Here is a 20,033-nt window from a genome sequence, read left to right as displayed (position 1 = left end):
GAAACGGTTTAGTAAGGAGGAATGCCATTTCGCCCCTACTCTCATCTACTGAAATAAAAACCGCTGTAAATTACCTCACAAAGAAATCCTCAGCACTAATATCGGGTTTGCCTGCTAACACAGCAAATTCACCACCTTCACCAAAGCCAGGTTCACTACCGTTCTGGTTGTAGAACAACCTGCCATTATTACTGTTATAAACAATTAACGCCTCAGAAGTTCTCACTCCCTCAGTAACAGATGCAAACTCAGTTTGTACGCTGAAACCTGTTCCCGAATTGCTCTCCAACTCAGTAAACGTATCTTTATCCAACAAGATAATATCCTGACCAGGATTAAAGTCAGTAATCCGATCACTACCCATCAACTCATCATCAAACTCTCCATTTATCGCGAAGATAAAGCGATCAATACTTGCCCCACCAGTCATAGTATCTTTACCCAGACCACCATTCAGGCGATCGCGGCCGATACCCCCATTAAGGACATCGTCCCCAGAACCACCTAACAAATGGTCGTTTTCTGGACGGCCTTCCAGAACATCTTGGCCACCAAGGGAACGCAACATATCGTTACCGAAACCGCCGATGATAGTATCGTCACCACCACTACCGTTGATAGTATCGTCTTCTGCATTACCTTTCAATTCTTGGTTGGTAAAGTCTATCTCGGTCTTACCATTATTCTTGACTATGAAATCGAAACCGCGTTCGCTCAACTGAGACTCAACAGATTCAAACGCCTGTTCTACAGTCATATTTCCACGGGTTAAACGACGAGTAACTTTAGGCAACTCTGCCAACAGCATCTCTTGTAGAGGTGCAATTTGACCGAGAGAACGATTCACAACGGACTCCTGTCGGTCTTTTTTCTCCTCCAAGATATTCCCTATTGAATTATTAAAGGAATTAATTAACTCAGCCACAGTTTCTACAACTTCTGGCTCCACAGTTACCTCAGCAACGGTCAAAATCTCCTCAAAAACCTGTCGGATGCGATTAGTATTATTCAAGCGGAAATTATTACCAACAGAATTGAGTTTCTGTGCAATACCCTCAAGAACAACATCAAAAGAATTACCGCTAAAACCAGCATTCTTCAATAAAGTATCGCCGTGAACCAACAGACTCTTAATCAAAATATCTGCTCTTACACCATCAATACCCTCATCAAAATCATCTCCTTTCTCCTTATAAGGATTAAAGCTCTCTAAATCTTCTGCTGCTAATTCAAAGATGCGGTTAATAATCTTGCCTGCTTCCAAAGAAGTAATTCCCAAGCGTTCCAAACCGACTTTAAGAGTAGTTAAACCAGAAACCACATCGGGAGATGCTACATTAGCAACTAAAGGAACATTTAAAGCTACACCAGTAAGAGCATCTACCGCACCGATAACTACTATTTGACCTTCGTCGCTGTCAACCTTATTATTACCATTTTTGTCGTAGGTAGCATTCTCAAAATCAAGAACGAATTTACCGGATTTCTCTATTACAGTAGAAGTGTCTTTGCCATTGAATTTTTCATTGAAGTTGGTATCTAAGAAAACTGTACCTCCCTGAATATTAGCAATTTTTCCTGTTGCACCTTGGGTAATCTCTTCGATGATAAACTCAACTTCAATCTCAATTTCCCCATCTTCTCCCTCGACTTCTTCTACTACTCGCAACTGATAACCAGTCTGGTTTAATTTAGAATCTAAACTCTCATAAACTTCCTCTAAAGTTAACTCACCGCGAGTTAATCGTTCCGTCAATTCTGGTAAATCTCCTAACAATAAATTTTTGAAAGGAGTGATGGTTGGTATGATATCATTTACAGATTTTGGTTTATTTCCCTCGTCCTCATCCTCGTCATCATCATCTTCCTGTTCAATCTCTAATAAATCCTCCATGAAATCATTAAAAGCACTTACTAAAGTAGCAACATTGCTCACAGTTGTGGGATCGACAGAATCTATTCCTATCTCCTGAAGAGCAGAATTGAAAATAGCTTCAATATCAGCTTTTTCTTCTAATTCCACCTCATCTTCCGTGCTTAATTTTTTAACAATTGCATCGGTTAAAATTTTCGCAGATTCGGCAGCATTGCCATCAAAACCAGCGCCTTTTAAGAAGGCAGCACCGTTAATTGTTAAACTGTGCAGCAAGATATGAGATAGAGCTGTATTTACTCCTACCGTCAAGTCTTCTCCTTGCGCTTCATAAGCATCGAAATCGTCTAAGTCTGAATCTAATCCCAAAGTTTTACTGAGGATTTTGTTGGCAGTTTTCACATCTAAACCTAGTTGTTCCAAACCATTTTTAATGGTAGTAATAGGTGTCACCACACTGCCAGTTGTGGCATTACCAACCAGAGAAATAGCTAGAGGCAAACCAGTAGTTACATCTGTACCACCAACTACCACAATTTGACCTTCATCATCATCTATTTTGCCATTTTCATTGGCATCAAATAATGCCAGTTCAAACTCCAGATTATAGTTTCCTAACTCGTCCGTAGTTGTCTTCGGTTCTAGGGGATCTGGTGCTAAATTAAAGTTAGTATCCAGAAATACTGTCCCTCCCTCAATATAACCGCTAGCAGCAGTACCGGCATTGCTACCGCTACCGCCACCTGTACTACCGCCACCACCTGGGGCACCTCCCAGAGCAAACTCAAAGATGGGAACGCGAGCCAATTCTTTATCGTAAACTGTCTTGGTGATTTCAAAGAAACCTAAATCTACTCCGACTTTCACAATAGCCCGGAAGAATGCTTCAATGGAACCTGCTAACTCGAACAGACTCAAAGGATTACTAATCCGTGAGAACACTTCGGAACCCCGAATCTTACCATCGCTTTGTCCGGTGTATTCCCCGATATCTACCACATCCAAACCAACTTCACCCGTGATGCCACCGAGAACTGTAGCCGAAGCAACTACCGCATTCAGTTTGGCTCCTATTGCCATTGTAGCATCGACGGAAAGCTCATCCACATCTACACCCGTATTGGGGTCTACATCACTGAGGTATAAACCGTCTAAGACTAGATAGCTTTGAGCTGGGTCGAATCCTGTTTTCTCCCAAGCGCTGAAACCTACTGTATCCAAACCGAAGACTAAATCTGAAAACACGGAAAATTCACCTTGAATTAATCCATCTACTGGCGGTAAATTTAGAATTGTGAACTTGTTATTAATTTCGTATTGGATATCCAAGGCTGGCATATCGTAGGTAATCAAGTCGATGTCGTTGCCCAGGAAGAGGTTGATAGCAGTGAAGGGGTCTTCCAAGACGGGGATGCTAATACCGAGTTTGTCTAAGGCGCCAAACATTTTATCAACCTTTTGAGAAAGGCTTTGTTTGCCCAAACCTTTATTTTGGCTTTGGTTTCTGGTATTAGAGTTGAGTTGACTGCTGCCTTGGGTTTGGGGGTTGACATCAGCAGCGCTGGTGGTGGGAGAAGCACCTTGGAAGTTTTGTAGGGTATAGCTGCCAAAGTCGATAGCAAAGTTGTTTCCAGCTCCGAGGCTACTTTGCAAGTCTTTCACTGCTCCGACTAACTCAGTGACGCCGACAATGGCATCGAAGAATTGGATGTAATCAATTTTGGCTTTACCACCACGAGAAGGCAGTTTTTCGATAATAGTGCCTGCGACTTCGATAATATTTGCTTGTCCGTCGCCGTTTTGGTCAAATTCTGATGTTAAACCGACGTCGTTGAAGAAACCTATTGGCTCGTTGAGGGCATTGACTACAGGGGTAATGGGTTCGACAACGTTGGCAAGGAAATCGACTACGGGGCTGACTACTCCGGTAACAAAGCTACCAAAGTCTAAGGTCATGTTATTGAAAGCGATATTAAATGCACCTGCTTCTAACTTGGCACTAGCATTACTATTAATGGTTACTGTTTTATTGTTGTCTTTGACGTTATCACTTTTCAGTTTAACTAAGGCTGCACCGATGCTACCTTCAGCGATGGTGACAGTTTTATCTATGATGGCTGTCTCTTGATTATTGTTACCCCAGGTGAAGACTAACTGAGTGCCTTTTGGCAGTCGGATATTTTCGTTAGGCTTATTGTTACCGTTGTCGGCAATGCTGATGTTAATTGACTTAGCCGTTTTTTCTTCAATGCTGACATTAGTCGATCCGGCAATGGATACGGTTGTGGGTTGAGGTGGTTGTTGAGCTGCATTGGTATAGTTGAACAGCGGTAAGTCACTAAAGAGATTGAAACTGTAAGATGGTAATGCTGTGCTGCCTTTGACTGAGGTAACTACATCCACGTCTAAAGCTGCATCCCCAGCGAAACCATAATCAAGAATGCTCGATAGCTTTCCTTGTTTACGCAAGTTTTTCAATTCGGTTACGGTTAGTTTGTTGTTGGCGTCTTTTAAGCCAATATCGAAAGTAGCATTGACTTCCGTTCCTTTGGTGTCTCCTTGAGCAACATTGATACCGTTAGTCATATCCAGTTGCAAAAAGCCTAAGCTACCTTTAGCATTGAAGTTGTCGCTTAATTTAACTGCGGCATTGGCATTGAGGTTAGTATTGGCGGTATCTATATAGAAACCGTCGGTGTCATTGAGTCCGAAAGCGAAGTCGAAGTTGTAGTCAAAGTTGGCATTGAGGTTACCATTTGTTTCCATACCAATGCCTAATGCAGGCAATCCTAAATCGCTGGCGAGAGATATGGGTGTGTTATTGAACTTGTCTGTCGCGTTAACTTTAAAGCTAATATTGCTGCTCGATAGATCGGTGATTTCTACGGTTACTGCTCCACCATTGTTGATGTTGTTGTTAAATGAGTTAGTGAAGGCTTTGGCTAGTTTTTCTCCAGTCACGAACTCCATCGCCCGCACTTCTGCTACTACGTCAGTAATAACGTTGCGGATAAAGGGAGGAGCTGTACCTTCTAGTGTTCCTATCAGAGGCAGACTGAGGGTGTCGAGACTCTCTTGGAATGTTAGTAATCCTTGGGTGAGACTGCTAGCGGTGGTATTGGGATCGAAAGGACGATCTTTAATATCAATAATCTGAGCTGGAACCTTGAGATTGTTGTAGTCACTGTCGCCACTGGTGATGGTATATTCTAGGGTCGCCTCATGGGTATTTCCGACTTCGGCTACGTTGTCATCTAAACCTGTAACGTTAACTGGCTGTAACTGATACCAGTTGTTGGAGTTAAATGTTAGGGAGTTGGTAGATGATAGTTCTTGGTAAGAATAGGTGGTCGTGTTCCCTGTGGTAATGCTGCCAGAGACAGTGTTGACATTAACGCTATTCCCCTTTGAACCTACGAAAGTATCCGCTGCTACGGTTGCTGTTTTACCACCACCAAAATTGAGGACTGTTCCTACTGGCAACAAGAGAGAGTTAACTTTAGGATCGTTAACTTTTAACTCTACTACACCACCACTTAAATCTTTGGTAACAGTTAAATTTCGAGTTTTTTGCACTGGGGCGATATTAATCGTAACGTCAGCAGTGGGTTCAGTCAAGAGGGAGATGAAGTATTGGGCTGGTGCTTCTCCTTCAGTGACGGTAGTTCGTTCCGATGCCTCCACTACCCGCACTCCAGGGATATCATTATCCTCTATTTCTAGGGTAGCAATATTTTCGTCGCTACTGACTTGGTAGCCATTTCCGGCAGTAACTTCAACGATTACTGTTTCTGAAGCAATGCGAGTGGTATCCGCAACAGCAATGGTATTTAGGGCTTTGGAACTTTCCGGAGCTTTGGTAATATTAACTGCTTTATTGCCTGTTTGGTTGAAAGTAACGTCACTGCCAACTGTTCCGATCGCTCCATTACTAAAGGTTAATTTCGTTCCTGCCTTCAGAGTGACTGTATTCTCTACCACGCTCGTAGCTGGATTATCTAAACTGACGCCATTTTTGACTTTCAGGCTGATGCTGGTTCCATTGTAAGCACCGACAACCTCTAAAGGAGTACCTTCTGCTTTGAAGTCATCTATGGGGAAGGCTATCAATGGCGTTCTACTTTCTCCAGGAGCAATACGAGCGCTTCCGGTAGCTATGGGTTGCAGGTCATCTGTAGGACTGACTCCATTCGTATCCGCAGTACCACTGACGGTGTAGTTGATTTTTAAACCTGTGTCATCGAATTTGTCTGGCAGGGGTTTATCTAGGTTGATGGTGAAGTAACCGGGGGCGTTTGCTTCTATGGCTCCTGCTACTGACAAGACGCTGGCTGTTGGTAAATCGTTGTCAATAATATTGACTTTGACTCCAGCATTGCTAACGTTCAATCCTGCGTAAACACTGTCGGCACTATTAGAGGTGTCGAAGGCAATATTTGTGGTATGGTCAAATTCTACTTCAAAGTCATCTACTGCGGTGACGCCGATGGTTTGGGGAACATTCCAGTTAGTGGCATCGTAAGTAATAGTTAAAGGTTCTCCGGGAAGTTTCCCTTCTAGGGCGATTTGGTCGTCGGAGGGCGTCATTACTACGGTGACAGTATCTGTGGGTTCAGTTTTTAGCTCGACTTTATAGAAGTTGTTAGAAACTCCCTCTTTGGCTGCTATTTCTTCTACGTTTACTAAAACTAGGCCGGCGACATCGTTGTCGGTGTTACTGAGGTTGATATCTGGGGAGATGTCTTTAATGAAGGAGGTTGTCAGTCCAGATACCTCTAATGCACCCGATACCTTACTCGTACTGTTGGCTGCAATCGTCACATCCGTAGTTACAATGAAAGATGTACCGTCGGTAAAGCTGATAATATCTCCTGTTTTGAGATTCTTGGCAGTACCGGTGGTATTTTTTAATCCTAATTGTTTTTGGGTGTTGTTGTAGGTGGTAGTTACTTCAAAGTTACCGTTATTATTAGTTGTGCCTACTGCTAGGAGTGGGAGCGTATTGGGGTTTGTCGTTAATGTAGCCTTAGCTAAGTCCCGACTGTTTTCGGCGATAGTGATGTCTGCATCTATTCTCAGTTCCCCACCGTTGTTAAATTTGATGGTTTGGTTTTTGGTGAGGGTGATGGGGTTGCCAGTGGTATTTCTTAATTCTACCTGTTTGAGGCCGTGGTTATATGCTTCGCTTACCTGCCAACTACCGTTGCTGCTTGTGGCACCAAATCCCAGGGTGTTTGGTTCTATGGTGACACTGACATCAACTGGAGTGTTAGTTTCGTCATTATCTAGGGTGACGGTTTGACCTACTGTGGCTACAGTACCGTTACTGAAGTTTAACTTAGTTCCTTGAGGTAGTTGAGCTTTCTCTATGTTGAGTTCGTTTAGTTCTAGTTGAACTTTACCGTTATTTAAGCCTTGGAGGACATCAATATCTATTGCGCCTTCGCGATAGTTGAGGTCGCCACGACTTTCGACAGTGGTTTTCAGGTTGTAGGCAACATTGCCGTCTTGAATTAGGTCATCGACACCTTTGACTGTAAATGCTTGGGGAATATTCCAGTTGGTTCTGTCAAATTGGAGTTCGATGACTTCTTTGCCATCTAATAATCCTTCCTCTTTCTTGCTACTACCCACAAACACTGATACTGGTTCTAGGGGTTCGCTTTCTAGGCGAGAGTAGAACGTTTGCTCCCCTCCAGCTTCGGTGGTGTTGAATGTGCCAGAAACGACGTTTTTGCTAGCTAAATCGGTGGTGACACGAACTCCAGGAGTGTCGTTGTCAAGGATGGTTATTTGGGCTTCAAATGGGGTGCTGGCTGTTGTGCTTTGGTTGGCAGCTATGGTTTTGGTTGCACTGGTTGTAGTTACTGGTACTGCTGTGGCTGTCGATGGGTTTATTTCTGTATCACTGCCAACAGTAACAATGGTTTGTCCGTTGTTGAAACTTATTTCGGTTCCCTGTTTTAGGGTGAATTTATTTAGTTGGCTTTCGTTTAACTTCAGTTGCAGGTTGCTATCGGTCGATCCGTCATAAGCGCTGGTAACATCTACATTTACAAATGTTCGCAATTGGTTGCTGCGACTGAGTTTAGTTGTATCTCCTGTATTAGGCTGGAGAGCAGTGTCGCTTTGCGCTTGTACTTGCACTGATGTGCTATTGAAAGCAGATATTGATATTGTTTCGGCGACAGTGACTTTACTACCGTCGTTGAATGTCAGTTGAGTGCCTAGAGGGATACTATAAGGAGGAACTTCTTTGAGTACAACATTCACTACTTGAGGGCTTCCTGCTTGCACAGTAGTAGCAGTACTCACTTCTACAACGGTGCCATTTTTAAATGTCAGTGTTTCTCCTGCTGGGATTGCAATAGAGCCGCTGGCATTATTGATATCTAAGGTTACTTTTTTGTTAACAGAATCAAAAGCATTGGTTATTTTGAAACGATTATCTGTTGTTACCAGGTTTTTCGGTAAAGTGCTTGACTGTTTAATTTGCAGCCCGACAGAGTTGCTAGAAAAACTTTGACTTCCTGGAGGAGTGTATACCTGATAGTTTTCTGTTACTTCGAGAGTTAGGGTCTCATTGACATCGCTTTCATCATTTCTGTCAATCAGTCGAACGGTGAAGTTTTCTTTGTTTTCTACGATGGCGTCATCCATCGCTCTAATCTCGACAGTTGCTTGCGATTTACCTTCAGGTATATTAACTGTAAGCGGGTTCTGGTAGGACAACTGCTCGTAAAACGCCACGTTACGATAACCAACGAACAACTCTAATTGGTTATCGTTATCAATATCTACTAAGTCCAGTCGCCCAAAAATATTGAGACCCAATCCCCTAAATGGGGAAAGTTGCTCACTGATTTCAAAAACTGGATTTATAGCATTTCCTATGTTTCGATAGTAAACTGTTCCATAGACACCATCAAAAACTGCATCAAAATCGCCATCGTTATCTAGGTCTCCAAATTTTACGGCACCATCAATACTTCCTTTTCCATTTAGGGGATTATCTGCTCCAGTGCGTTGAACAAAATTCCCTCCATTATTTTCAAAGAAAACAACTGTATCTCGAGCTATTCCATCCCGATACACTGCAAAGAAATCTAAATCTTTATCCGCATCTATATCTACAAAAGTAGGAGTAAGGGGAAAGCGTCTGGCTGGATCGCCACCATTTATAGAATTAAAAGGATTATTAGCCCCGGTTCTTTTCACGAATCCAGAAGCCGTATTTTCAAAGTAGTGAATTTGCCCATCTACATCGCCAATAAAAACGTCTAAATCTCCATCGTTACCAATATCTATAAATGCGGGAGCAGGAGCATCAATATTAACAATGCTGCTCAAAGGATTTTGGGCGCCAGTGCGTTGTACAAATACAGGATTGTTTTTATCCCCTGTGTTTTCGTAATAAGTAATACCTTCGGTGTAAGCTGGCTTGAAAAATGCGTATTCCCCTCCAAAAACATCTAAATCTCCGTCCTGATCCCAGTCCACAAAAACTGGAACGATTGACGGTAGGTAATCGCCATTAGTTGATGCCAAATTAGCTGGTGGTATTCGATCCGCCATACTTAAGGGGTTGTTCTCTACAAACACAAAAGGTGTTTGCAAGTCTTGTGAAGTCGATGCAGTTTCACTGATGACTTCATATTCAATGTTTAAGCCTCCTACAGGTGCGGGTTTGTTTAACTTGAAGGTAGCAATAACTTTACCGCCATTTTCGTCGATCTGGGTTTTATCTGCGGTCAGATCGGCAATTATCGGAGGTTGGTTGAAATTGTTAGTTGTTTGGGTTGGATCGGGAGTTCTGTCGTTATCTTCGTTAGTTATTGATATGGATTGTAGTAAGGTACCCTTATAATTGCTGTCAGCGTTGCCGTTTTGACCTTTGACGTTCAAATTGTAAGTTATATTACCATCAACAAGTAGATCGTCTTCCCCTTTCACTGTCACTTCTTGGTACTGGTTCCAGTTTTGCTGAGTGAAGGTGAGGGTTTCGGCTTGGGTATTGTTGCTCTTAAATTTACCTTCCCTGCTGTTGTCGATAGTTAAATCTAAACCCACATTGCCACTAGTAGGTTGTGACGACAACCGCACTGCCACCGTAGTTTCACCTGACGGCAATACTACCGAACCTTCTTGGTTAACAGGAATAGCTGTGCCCTGAGTTAGGGTTACAGGAACTGCTTTTGCCTGACCTAATTTCAGGGCGGTGTCTGTTGTAACTCGTGCCTGAGTACCGTTATTGAAGACGATAACTTGATCCGCAGTAAGGGTGTAATCGCTAGAACGGTTGAATAGTTCTATTTCTACAGTACCCGCGTTAGCATCGTAGGCTTTGGTAGCAGTAAATTCTATTCGTTCCCCTTCTGTGGTTATCAGTTGGTTGCCAGTACCAGTGTTGATATTTCCTAATGGAGTTGCCACAACGTTAGCTGATAAAGGCAAGTTAATGGTATTAGCGTTGCCAACTTTGGCGGTTAAAGCAACTGCGTTGTTGGCAGAGGTTAATTGTAGGAAGTTGCTGGCGTTGGTTTGTTGGTATTTATTCCAGTTAGTATTGGTGAAGTTGAAAATGGCACTGTCGCTACCGTTAGCATCAGTAAGGGTGACACTGATATTTCCCGCTGGTCTTTGGGTTAAACGTACTTGGACGTTGGCGGTGACGTTGCCGTTAGAATCTTCGTTGTAGGAGAGAATGCCTACATCCAACAGCCGATTTTCCGTAGTGCTGGTTTCGGCAATGGGGATACTGCCTAGATTTTGGGCGACAGTGACTGTGGCTGCATTATTACTCAGAGTCGTGCCAGCCGGAATAATTATTTCGACACCATTAGTAAAGGTTATGGTGGTGTCGGCTGCAAAAGTATAGCTTTGAGCGCCTTGGGCGATTTTTAAGCCGATCGCTCCCGTGCTAGAATTGTAAGCAGTGGTTACTTCTAATTTGATAGCGGGAACTTCGATAGTAGCTGTTTTGCTGAGTTGGGCAAATTCTATTCCTGCTTTTTCGTCATCTTTGATATTTAGGGTTGCTTGGCTCGCGGGGTTACTCCTTTCTATAGCTACGGTTACGGTTTTATCCCCTTGAGCAATTTGGTTATCTATGGCTTCGATACCAATATTGGTTGAGGTTTGACCCGCATCTATTTTTAGCAAACCGATACTGCTGTCAACCAAAGACGCACCATTCTTTAATGTGCCGTCATTATTATTACTGGTTAAATCCGTTGCAGTTGTGCCGCTATCATTATTAAAGTTCCAATAGCCAACTAAGCCAGTTTCGTTCCCTGTGAAGGTAGCATTTAAGCTGTCCTGGATTTCGGCTTCGGTTCGCGCCACATTCCAGATGCGGAGTTCGTCAACTTTCCCTTTGAAATGGTTCGCCACACCTCCTCGATTACCAATAAACAAGGGCGAATTATTTTGGGTATTCCCAGTGGTTGTATCTGTAGTCGTTCCCTCTAGCTGACCGTCAATATAAAGTTTTAGAGCAGAACCATCTTTGACAAAAGCAATGTGATGATATTGTCCATCGTTAAGAGTTTTCGTAGAAACAATGGCAGGACCATTTGTACCATCCCAGCGAGCAGCAACGATTTTACCGTTATTTCTGTCGTAGCGAATCACATAAGGATAGCCACCGGGGCCACTCCATTTTTCAATGATGTCACGGTCGGTATTGCCCCCTGGTGTTTGATTGGGATCGGCTTGTACCCAAGACTCAACGGTAAAGTTTTGGTCTTTAGCAAAATCAATGGCATTGGTATCGGGAATTTCCAGATAATCGTTTTGTCCGTCCAGGTTCAGACTTTTTCCCAGCTTGGTATTATTGTCACTGGTAGTAACGTTGTAATCAGTGCCTTCTGTGGCCGTACCGCCGGATACTTTATAGGGGACAACGTATCCGCCTTGGGGAGCAATATCGCTCAAATTAACTGTAAACTGACCTGGTTCTGGCTGTCCTTCCTGGGCGTCTTGAGAGGCACTAACGGTAGCAATTATAGGAGGGATGTCTTGTTCTACTGCTCCTTCTGTTACTTTGATTTTAGTGGTGTCCCTTGGGGTAGAGTCGATGACACCTAATGTAGAGTTGCTTAAGCTGCTATACTTACTGTCATTACTGGTGACACTGGCGCTGACGTTGAAGTTATTGAAGGTTGCTCCCAAACCAGTGACGTTGACGGTTTTATAAGTATCCCAGTTATTGGGGGTGAAGGTCAGGCTATTGTTGTTGAGAGTCCCACTTCCTGACGTGAGATTAATGGTTACGTTGTTAGTGGGTTGGGAGGTGAGTTTGACTTGGAAGGTGGCTTCACCTTGGCTGTCGGCCACAATGGCGTTGTTAGCTGTTATTTGGTCTCCAAAGCGATCGCTAAAAGCTATACCTGCTTGATAGGCAGAACTGTCTTCTACAAAGAAGGAGACAGATGGATCGGAAGATTGGATGAAAAAACTTGGTTCTGGGTTATCTGTTAATACGGAGGTGAGCGTACCAATAACATTTGGTGTGCTAGAAAGTGTGCGTCCAGAAAGATTAAAGGATAATCTACCTCCATTTGAGTAATGTCCTATATAAGTTAGGTCTGCAACTTCAGCTTTAACTGTACCATTATAGCCGTTGCCACTCAAGTCAACAACGCTAGCTCCACTACTATCACTGGCATTAAAATCCCAATATCCCACAAGTCCCGATTCGTTTCCTGATATAGAACGACCCTGGGCGTTTTGAATTTCAGTTTCTGATAGAGCCTTATTCCATATTTGCACCTCATCAATAGAGCCTGGTAAAATATCAATTGGGTTTCCACTACTTTGACGCGCCCCAACGATTACGGGAGTTTGAGTATCGGTACTAACTTGAGCACCAAAAGCCCGAGAACCTGATAGTTGACCGTTAATATAAATTTTTAGCGTCGCACCATCATAAGTGGTCGCTACATGACTCCACTGACCGAAGGGAATAGCAGTATCAGAAACCAACTCCCACGGGGAAACTTCGCGATGAGCCTGAATACGTCCATCATTTTGGACTCTAAGGAAATGGGAACCAATTACTCCACTGTTATGTTTACCTACAATGGTTCCTTCACCGTCTGGCTTCACCCAAGCCGCGATCGTGTAGTTAGCTGTTCCAGCAAAAGCCAGGTCTGTGGTAGCATTACCTCCTAGTTCCATATAGTGGTTTACTTGCCCTGTTACTTGTGTGGAAGATGTAAGGGTAGCAGACCCTCTACTGATAGCAGGATATATATTGTCGTAGTTGACGAATGAATCTAGATTAAGCGGTGCCGTTCCTGTTGTTAACAGAGCTTTGTTATTAGAAGAATTCAGAGTACCATTATTGTTGTTAGAGCTTAAATCTGTAATCGTATTACCATTAACACTTCCTGAGTCAAAACTCCAATAACCGGCCAAACCGACTTCATTCCCAGTCAGAGAGCCATACATATTCTGGCGAATTTCGTTTTGAGTGCGAGATATATTCCAGATGCGGAGTTCGTCAACTTCCCCGTTGAAACGGTTACTATTATCTCCCCGCTGACCGACAAAAAGGGGTGAGCTGTTTTGGGTATTGCCAGTCGTCGTATCTGTAGTCGTTCCGTCTAGCTTACCATCAATGTAAAGTTTGAGAACCGAACCTTCTTTGACAAAAGCAATGTGATGATATTGTGCGTCGTTCAAAGTTGCAGTCGAAACAATACTAGGATTACGAGAACCATCGTAGCGAGCAGCATTGATTTTACCAGTGCTTCCGTCTAAGCGAATCACATAAGGATAGCCACCAGGACCGCTCCATTTTTCAAATATGTCAGCTTCGGTATTTTGGCTCGGATCGACTTTCACCCAAGACTCAACAGTAAAGTTTTGATCCTTGGTGAAATCGATAGCATTGGCATCGGGAATTTCCACATAATCGGTCGTACCGTTTAAAGATAAGACTTCCCGGTTATTAGCAAGGTTGTAAGTTCCACCAAAAGCGTCCGTACCAGAAAGTAGAGTAATTTTAACGTTTTCGTCTCCCTCGACCACCGCATCCGATAAAGCTGTCAAGTGGATGCGGGCTGTATTTTCCCCTTGAGGAATAAAAACAGAATTAGTTGGTGGATTCCCATCGGTGGTGCTGACATCTAATTGAGCATTATAAAAATCTGTCTGTTGGGTAGCAGTAGAGGCCCCTCAATCCGATATTCAATAATAGCCCCCGGTGCAACAGTCACCGCTTGGTCCAAAACTATCTCTACATAACCGATGAAAGAGTCATCTATCTCCAACTTCGCCCCATTTTTGAGAGTACCGTCATTGCCATTAGCCGTAGCATCCTGAGCGATCGTCCCATCGATATTATCCTGGTCAAAATTCCAATAACCTGCCAGCCCTGCTTCAGTCCCTTGGAAAGTTGTGTTTAAGTTGCTCTGGATTTCTGCTGGAGTCCGGGCCACATTCCAAATGCGGAGTTCCTCTATTTCGCCTTTGAAATGGTTGGCAATACCTCCTCGATTACCAATGAACAGAGGCGAGTTATTTTGGGTATTACCCGTTGTGGTGTCTGTAGTCGTTCCGTCTAGTTGGCCATCAACGTAAAGTTTTAATTGATTACCATCTTTGACAAAAGCAACGTGATGAGATTGGCCATCGTTAAAAGTTCTCGTCGAAACAATACTAGGATTATTAGAGCGATCGTAGCGAGCAGCAACGACTTTACCACTGCCTCCATCGTAGCGAATCACATAAGGATAGCCAGTGGGGTCTTTCCATTTTTCGATGATGTCGCCTTCGGTATTTTGACTCGGATCGACTTTGAACCAAGACTCAACGGTAAAGTTTTGATTCGTGCCAAAGTCAATAGCATTGGCATCGGGAATTTCAAGATAATCGTTGACTCCATCTAATAAAAGAATCTGTTTATTGGTTGCTTCTTTAATAATGGGAGTAAATTTGGGGCTACCGAAGTTATAACTTACATTTGCCATGATGTTTGTTTTCCTTTTTTCTCAGCGGTTAGTAGTTAGTTATTTGTTTATTTAATATTTTTCTTTTGAGTCAAATATACTCGCGATTCCCCTAGAGAAAGGAGACTTGAAATGGCTCCCCACAACTCAGCTAGATCCCGAGAAATCGCCGATATTTAGTAATTAAATCTTTTCAATATGTCAATATGAGTTTTGGCTGTTCAAGTTTACTAGCCTTTGTACTTAATTAACTTTGATAATTGTTAAACTAAACTCTATTGAAGTTCAAATCTAACACAATATTTGGGTTTGTCAAGAGAATTAGAACATTAATTTTTATTAATAATTAAAGCTGGTTTTAATTATTTTTTAATTAATTACTTGATGATCTAAAAAAATGTGCTAAAAAAGCCCTTGACTAAGATTCAATTCGGGTTGAATGCCTTGTTATTTCTAAGCTAACAACAGAAAGTAAATAAATCGGAAATATTTTTATATAGCCTCCGAATAATACTTTTTATCAAAAACTTTTTTACATCTTGTTGAGCCGGAGAGTAGGATCTAGAGGCTGCATACAAGGTTTATACAGGACAAGCAAACATAACAATAATTAACATTAAATTAGCTAAAATTAACAAAAAAGTGATTCGACTTGTGCTATCTAGTTGATGGCTGAAGTATTGCCCAAGTATAGTGCTAATGTATTGCAATTGGTATGACATTATATTGTAATAATTAGCCATAAAAAAAATCCTTCCTCTTCCCTTCTAACTTTTGAGGTATGTAAACGGATTCTATATTATTGCTCTTGAGATTATTACCCTCATTGCTAAATAAAGAAACCCGGTTTTTCAAAAAAACCGGGTTTCTTGGCTTTCCTATGAATCCTATAATTGTCCTGCGTAGGGTTATGGGTTATGATGCAAGCCCCCAAGCCTCTCAATTTTGGGAGGAACAAAACCCTTAAACTCCCCCAAAGTTAAGGGGGATGTAACTCTGAACATCGCCTAAAGTTGGCGGGGTGATTTTTATTCACTCCTACTAAGGGACTTCCAAGTAAAAATTATCCCATTTAGTTATAAAAATAGGGAGGAGTAGGGACGTTGCATAACAAAAATGCGTTTCATGTTGCGCAGCAAAACGTCCCTACAGAGGTTAGGTAGAAAACTCGGATAATTTATATTCTGCTATTCCCTAAATATGTAAATATGTTGTTTCTGCGTAACTCCTAATAACTCTAATTATAACTGTCAAAATAAAGTTATAATATGGTGTTAAAAATTAGGAAAACCAATCAAAATTTGTAATAGTAAAAATGATTTCTATTAAAGATCAAATAGTTTTAATTACAGGTGCAAGTAGTGGTATTGGAGAATCTTGTGCCAAGATATTTGCTGAAGCAGGAGCCAAACTAATTTTAGTTGCTCGTCGTCAAGAAAAATTAGAAAAACTTGCTGATGAATTAACTAAAAAATTCCCAAGTAAAGTTTATTTATTAAAGCTAGATGTGCGCGATCGCCTAGCAGTTGAATCCGCAATAAATTCTTTACTTGAACCTTGGCAAAATATTGATATTTTAATTAATAATGCTGGCTTAAGTCGGGGTTTAGATAAACTCCATCTCGGCGACTTCAACGATTGGGAAGAAATGATTGATACTAATATTAAAGGATTGCTATATATGACTCGTTATATAGTTCCAGGAATGGTAAGTCGAGGTCGAGGTCATGTAGTCAATATTGGTTCTATTGCTGGTCGTGCTGCCTATCCTGGAGGTAATGTTTATTGTGCTTCTAAAGCGGCTGTTAGGGCAATTTCTGAGGGTTTAAAACAGGATTTATTAGGAACTCCAGTCCGAGTAACTGAAATTCAACCAGGTTTAGTCGAAACAGAATTTAGTGAAGTCCGGTTTCATGGGGATGCAGAAAAAGCTAAGAATGTTTACAAAGACTTGACACCTTTGACCGGAGATGATATCGCAGACTTAGTATTTTTTTGTACGACGCGATCGCTCCATGTTAATATAAGTGAGTTATTGGTAGTTCCGACAGATCAGGCCAATGGCACAATGATTCACCGACATCAAATATAAAGGCAGAGGGCAGCAGCGGTGCGACCCCGCGCCAAGAATTAGAGATAAATTTGGAAAATAACTTTCTAATAACCGGATTTGGTATCAAAAATTAAATTGATATTTTCCGGAGTTAATAGACAAACTTAGGAAAAAGAAAACTAGATGCACCCTGGAAGCAACCTCTGCCTAATGTTGGTGGAGGTTTTTTTTGCTCCTAAATAACAACTGAAAAATTAAATTGATCAGGACTTACGCAAAGGCACTATATATGGAGTATTGCTTAGTTACGAGATAGGCTTTATATGTCGCGTAGCTTTGCGGAACGCAAAACACACCCTACCAATAGCGTTCATGCATAAGTCCTATTGATATTTTCCGGAGTTAATAGAGAAACTTAGGAAAAAGAAAATTGTAGATGCACCCTGGAAGCAACCTCTGCCTAATGTTGGTGGAGGTTTTTTTTGCTCCCAAATAACCACTGAAAAATTAAATTGATATTTTCCGGAGTTAATAGAGAAAATTAGGAAAAAGAAAATTGTAGATGCACCCTGGAAGCAACCTCTGCCTAATGTTGGTGGAGGTTTTTTTTTGCTCCCAAATAACCACTGAAAAATTACAGCGGTTTTCCTGCACGGTAAACCACAGTAGGGACATATCGCTACGCGACATGTTTGCGGAGCATTCCGGAACGGAAAACGCATTTTTGTTATCCAACGTCCCTACTATATTTTGATTATGGCTCCGGTGGTTCATCAAGAGTGAAAAGCGCTGTAAATTGATGATTTTCTGGAGTTGATAGAGGAACTGAAGAAAAGGAAAAGGTAGATGCACCCTGGAAGTAACCTCTGCCTAGCGTTGGTGGAGGTTTTTTTGTTCACAACCACTGGAAAATTAAATTGATGATTTTCCGGAGTTAATAGAGAAACTTAGGAAAAAGAAAATTGTAGATGCACCCTGATAGATAACCTTCACCTGGCGTTGGTGGAGGTTTTTTTTGTTCACAAACACTGGAAAATTAAATTGATGATTTTCCGGAGTTACATAGATGAACTGAGAAAAAAGAAGAGGTAGATGCACCCTGGAAGCAACCTCTGCCTAGCTTTGGTGGAGGTTTTTTTTGTTCACAATCACTGGAAAATTAAATTGATATTTTCCGAAGTTACATAGATGGACTATTACTATAGCTTAGTTGTCGTGAAGTTTAGTCTTAGTAACACAACTTTCATGTTCCGTGATTTTTTTCTCCTCTCTATGCTTTCTTTCGCAACGTCTCTGAAGGCAACTCCCCAAACATAGCTTTGTAATCTCTAGTAAAATGACTCGGACAGTAGAACCCATATTCATTAGCAAGGAAGACAATGGTACAATTTTCGGGTTCCCTTACCTTCAGGTGTTGTCGCACTGCATTAAGTCGTCGTATCTTGAGATAGCGCATCGGACTCACACCAAATAAGTCTTTAAAACCAAAAGATAATGCACAACTGCTAGACTCTAAATTTTCAGCGAGTTGTTTTAAAGTCAAAGGTTTATCTAAGTGCGCTAACATCTCTTTTTCAGCTTTGGCAATCAATTTTGCTCTTCGGGAAGGTTTGAGAAAAGACTTAGAATTTAACTTAATGGGAATTTTACTAATCAACAAAGGAACGAAATCATCGGCAACGAGTTTTTCAATATGAGGGTTTTGAAACCAAGTAGGTTGGTGTACTGCTAGCCAAATCAGTGGTTTCAGGTAATCTTTAATTTCTTTCATCGCAGTTAGAGGCAAGTTGACATGATTTTTACTGCGGAAATTATCGTCTAGATCGTGGCGTTGTAGTTGGTTTGCATAAGCATCAAAAGTTGTAACAGGGATAAAAATGTTTGTAAATGCTCCACCTTGAAGAAATATTTCGTGTGCTTCAGTGTTATTGAAACCAAAAACAGTTTTTTGAGGTTCGACAGGGTGACGACAGGAGTAATATTCCCTTTCATTTTCAGACCAAATTATCGCAAACGCTATGTATTCCTTTGTACCATCACCTGAAAATTGAAATCCCTGGTTCACCTGATGAAATAAAAAAAATATGTCACCAACCTGAATCGACAAAAACTCAGCTTTAACAAAACCAGGAGTGAGTTGTATTATTTCTTTATTTTTATAATCAAAAAATTCTTTGAAATGATCCACATCTGTACAGGATTTCGAGAGAATATTCTGATTACCTGTTCCAAGAGCATCTTTAGTGTGGTTAGTTTTAATATTATTGATATCCATTAACAAACTTATTTTTGTAGCACTTAATTTTATAACTAAAACTAATATTAATCAAAAAATAGTTATTTAATTTCTATAACTTAGAAAGTTATAATTTTGGCTTATTCACATAGATAGCTTACCAGTACATTAAGTCAAAAAGTATGCACGATTCTAAAAAATTGGCCTAGAAGAGACCTCCAGGCTTACCTTGCACAAAGAAGTTCCAGAGGATGTCATATCAAATCAGAGTGCAACAAACCCGTTTACAAAAAAATACGAAAACGCTGTAGAGACCTTGAATGCAAAGTCTCTAGAGCGAGGGGTATAACGGGTAGATTTATACCAGATTTGGAATCGTAAAAGAGTTAATCAATGTCAGGGCTTACGCAAAGAAACCGGGTTTCTCGTAAATATCTATTATTGACATACTCCCGACGCTCCCCTGCGGGAGATCGCGGGACTTACCGCCAGGGAAGTTAAAAATAATTATTTACCTGAGAAACGTGGTTTCTGGGTTCTCCCTGCGTAAATCCTGCTTATTGTATAGAGGTACTCATAACTGATAACTAAAATGACGCAACTTCCCACATCTATCCCAATTGAAGATATTTCTAAAGTCAACACACCTCATGTAAAACACCACCATCACCACCACCACGATGGTCATACCCATACCCACGGAATAATAGACCCCGAAATCGCTAGTTCGGAACGAGGCATCTGGGCTGTGAAATGGTCGCTAGTGGGTTTGCTAATCACTGCTGTCCTACAGGCAGGGGTATTCTGGCTTTCTGGCAGTGTCGCTCTCCTGGCCGATCTGATTCACAACATCGGGGATGCCATGACTGCTGTGCCTTTGGGTGTGGCGTTTCTCGTTTCTCGACGGAAAGCCAC

6 protein-coding genes are annotated in these 20,033 nt (G+C 41.6%); 2 read left to right on the top strand and 4 right to left on the bottom strand.

The features are described 5' to 3' along the window. Positions 1–70: 70 nt before the first annotated feature. The 3 genes from VKJ25_RS08880 to VKJ25_RS08870 all read right to left on the bottom strand — a co-directional run bounded on the left by VKJ25_RS08880 (position 71) and on the right by VKJ25_RS08870 (position 15,551). Positions 71–13,930 (bottom strand): LamG-like jellyroll fold domain-containing protein, encoded by a 13,860-nt coding sequence (locus VKJ25_RS08880; protein ID WP_324236268.1) that lies wholly within the window; start codon positions 13,928–13,930, stop codon positions 71–73. 77 nt (positions 13,931–14,007) lie between these two features. Further along, the gene (locus VKJ25_RS08875; RefSeq protein ID WP_324236267.1) at positions 14,008–14,850 is read right to left on the bottom strand and encodes a LamG domain-containing protein; all 843 of its coding nucleotides are present in this window, start codon (positions 14,848–14,850) and stop codon (positions 14,008–14,010) included. A 560-nt stretch (positions 14,851–15,410) separates the two neighbouring features. Continuing rightward, entirely contained in the window at positions 15,411–15,551 is a 141-nt protein-coding gene (locus tag VKJ25_RS08870; protein WP_324236266.1) for a hypothetical protein, read from the bottom strand. Between the two features lie 593 nt (positions 15,552–16,144). Here VKJ25_RS08870 and VKJ25_RS08865 point away from each other — a divergent pair. Next, on the top strand, positions 16,145–16,921 hold the full coding sequence (locus VKJ25_RS08865; protein WP_324236265.1) for an SDR family oxidoreductase: 777 nt from the start codon (positions 16,145–16,147) through the stop codon (positions 16,919–16,921). 1,231 nt (positions 16,922–18,152) lie between these two features. Here VKJ25_RS08865 and VKJ25_RS08860 read toward each other — a convergent pair. After that, the gene (locus VKJ25_RS08860) at positions 18,153–19,157 is read right to left on the bottom strand and encodes an AraC family transcriptional regulator (protein WP_324236264.1); all 1,005 of its coding nucleotides are present in this window, start codon (positions 19,155–19,157) and stop codon (positions 18,153–18,155) included. 553 nt (positions 19,158–19,710) lie between these two features. On the opposite strand from VKJ25_RS08860, the gene VKJ25_RS08855 reads away from it, so the two are divergent. Then, positions 19,711–20,033: cation efflux transmembrane domain-containing protein (locus VKJ25_RS08855; protein WP_324236263.1), on the top strand; the 323-nt coding region annotated here is incomplete at its 3' end.

Source organism: Okeania sp. (genome assembly GCF_035285525.1).
Taxonomy (GTDB): Bacteria; Cyanobacteriota; Cyanobacteriia; order Cyanobacteriales; family Microcoleaceae; genus Trichodesmium.
The sequence above is the reverse complement of the archived record's forward strand: the minus strand, read 5'-3'. Positions and strand labels throughout refer to the sequence as shown.

Coding starts and splice junctions, on each gene's coding strand:
- VKJ25_RS08875 (WP_324236267.1), bottom strand. CDS start 14,850: ATGGCAAATGTAAGTTATAACTTCGGTAGCCCCAAATTTACTCCCATT.
- VKJ25_RS08870 (WP_324236266.1), bottom strand. CDS start 15,551: ATGTCATACCAATTGCAATACATTAGCACTATACTTGGGCAATACTTC.
- VKJ25_RS08865 (WP_324236265.1), top strand. CDS start 16,145: ATGATTTCTATTAAAGATCAAATAGTTTTAATTACAGGTGCAAGTAGT.
- VKJ25_RS08860 (WP_324236264.1), bottom strand. CDS start 19,157: ATGGATATCAATAATATTAAAACTAACCACACTAAAGATGCTCTTGGA.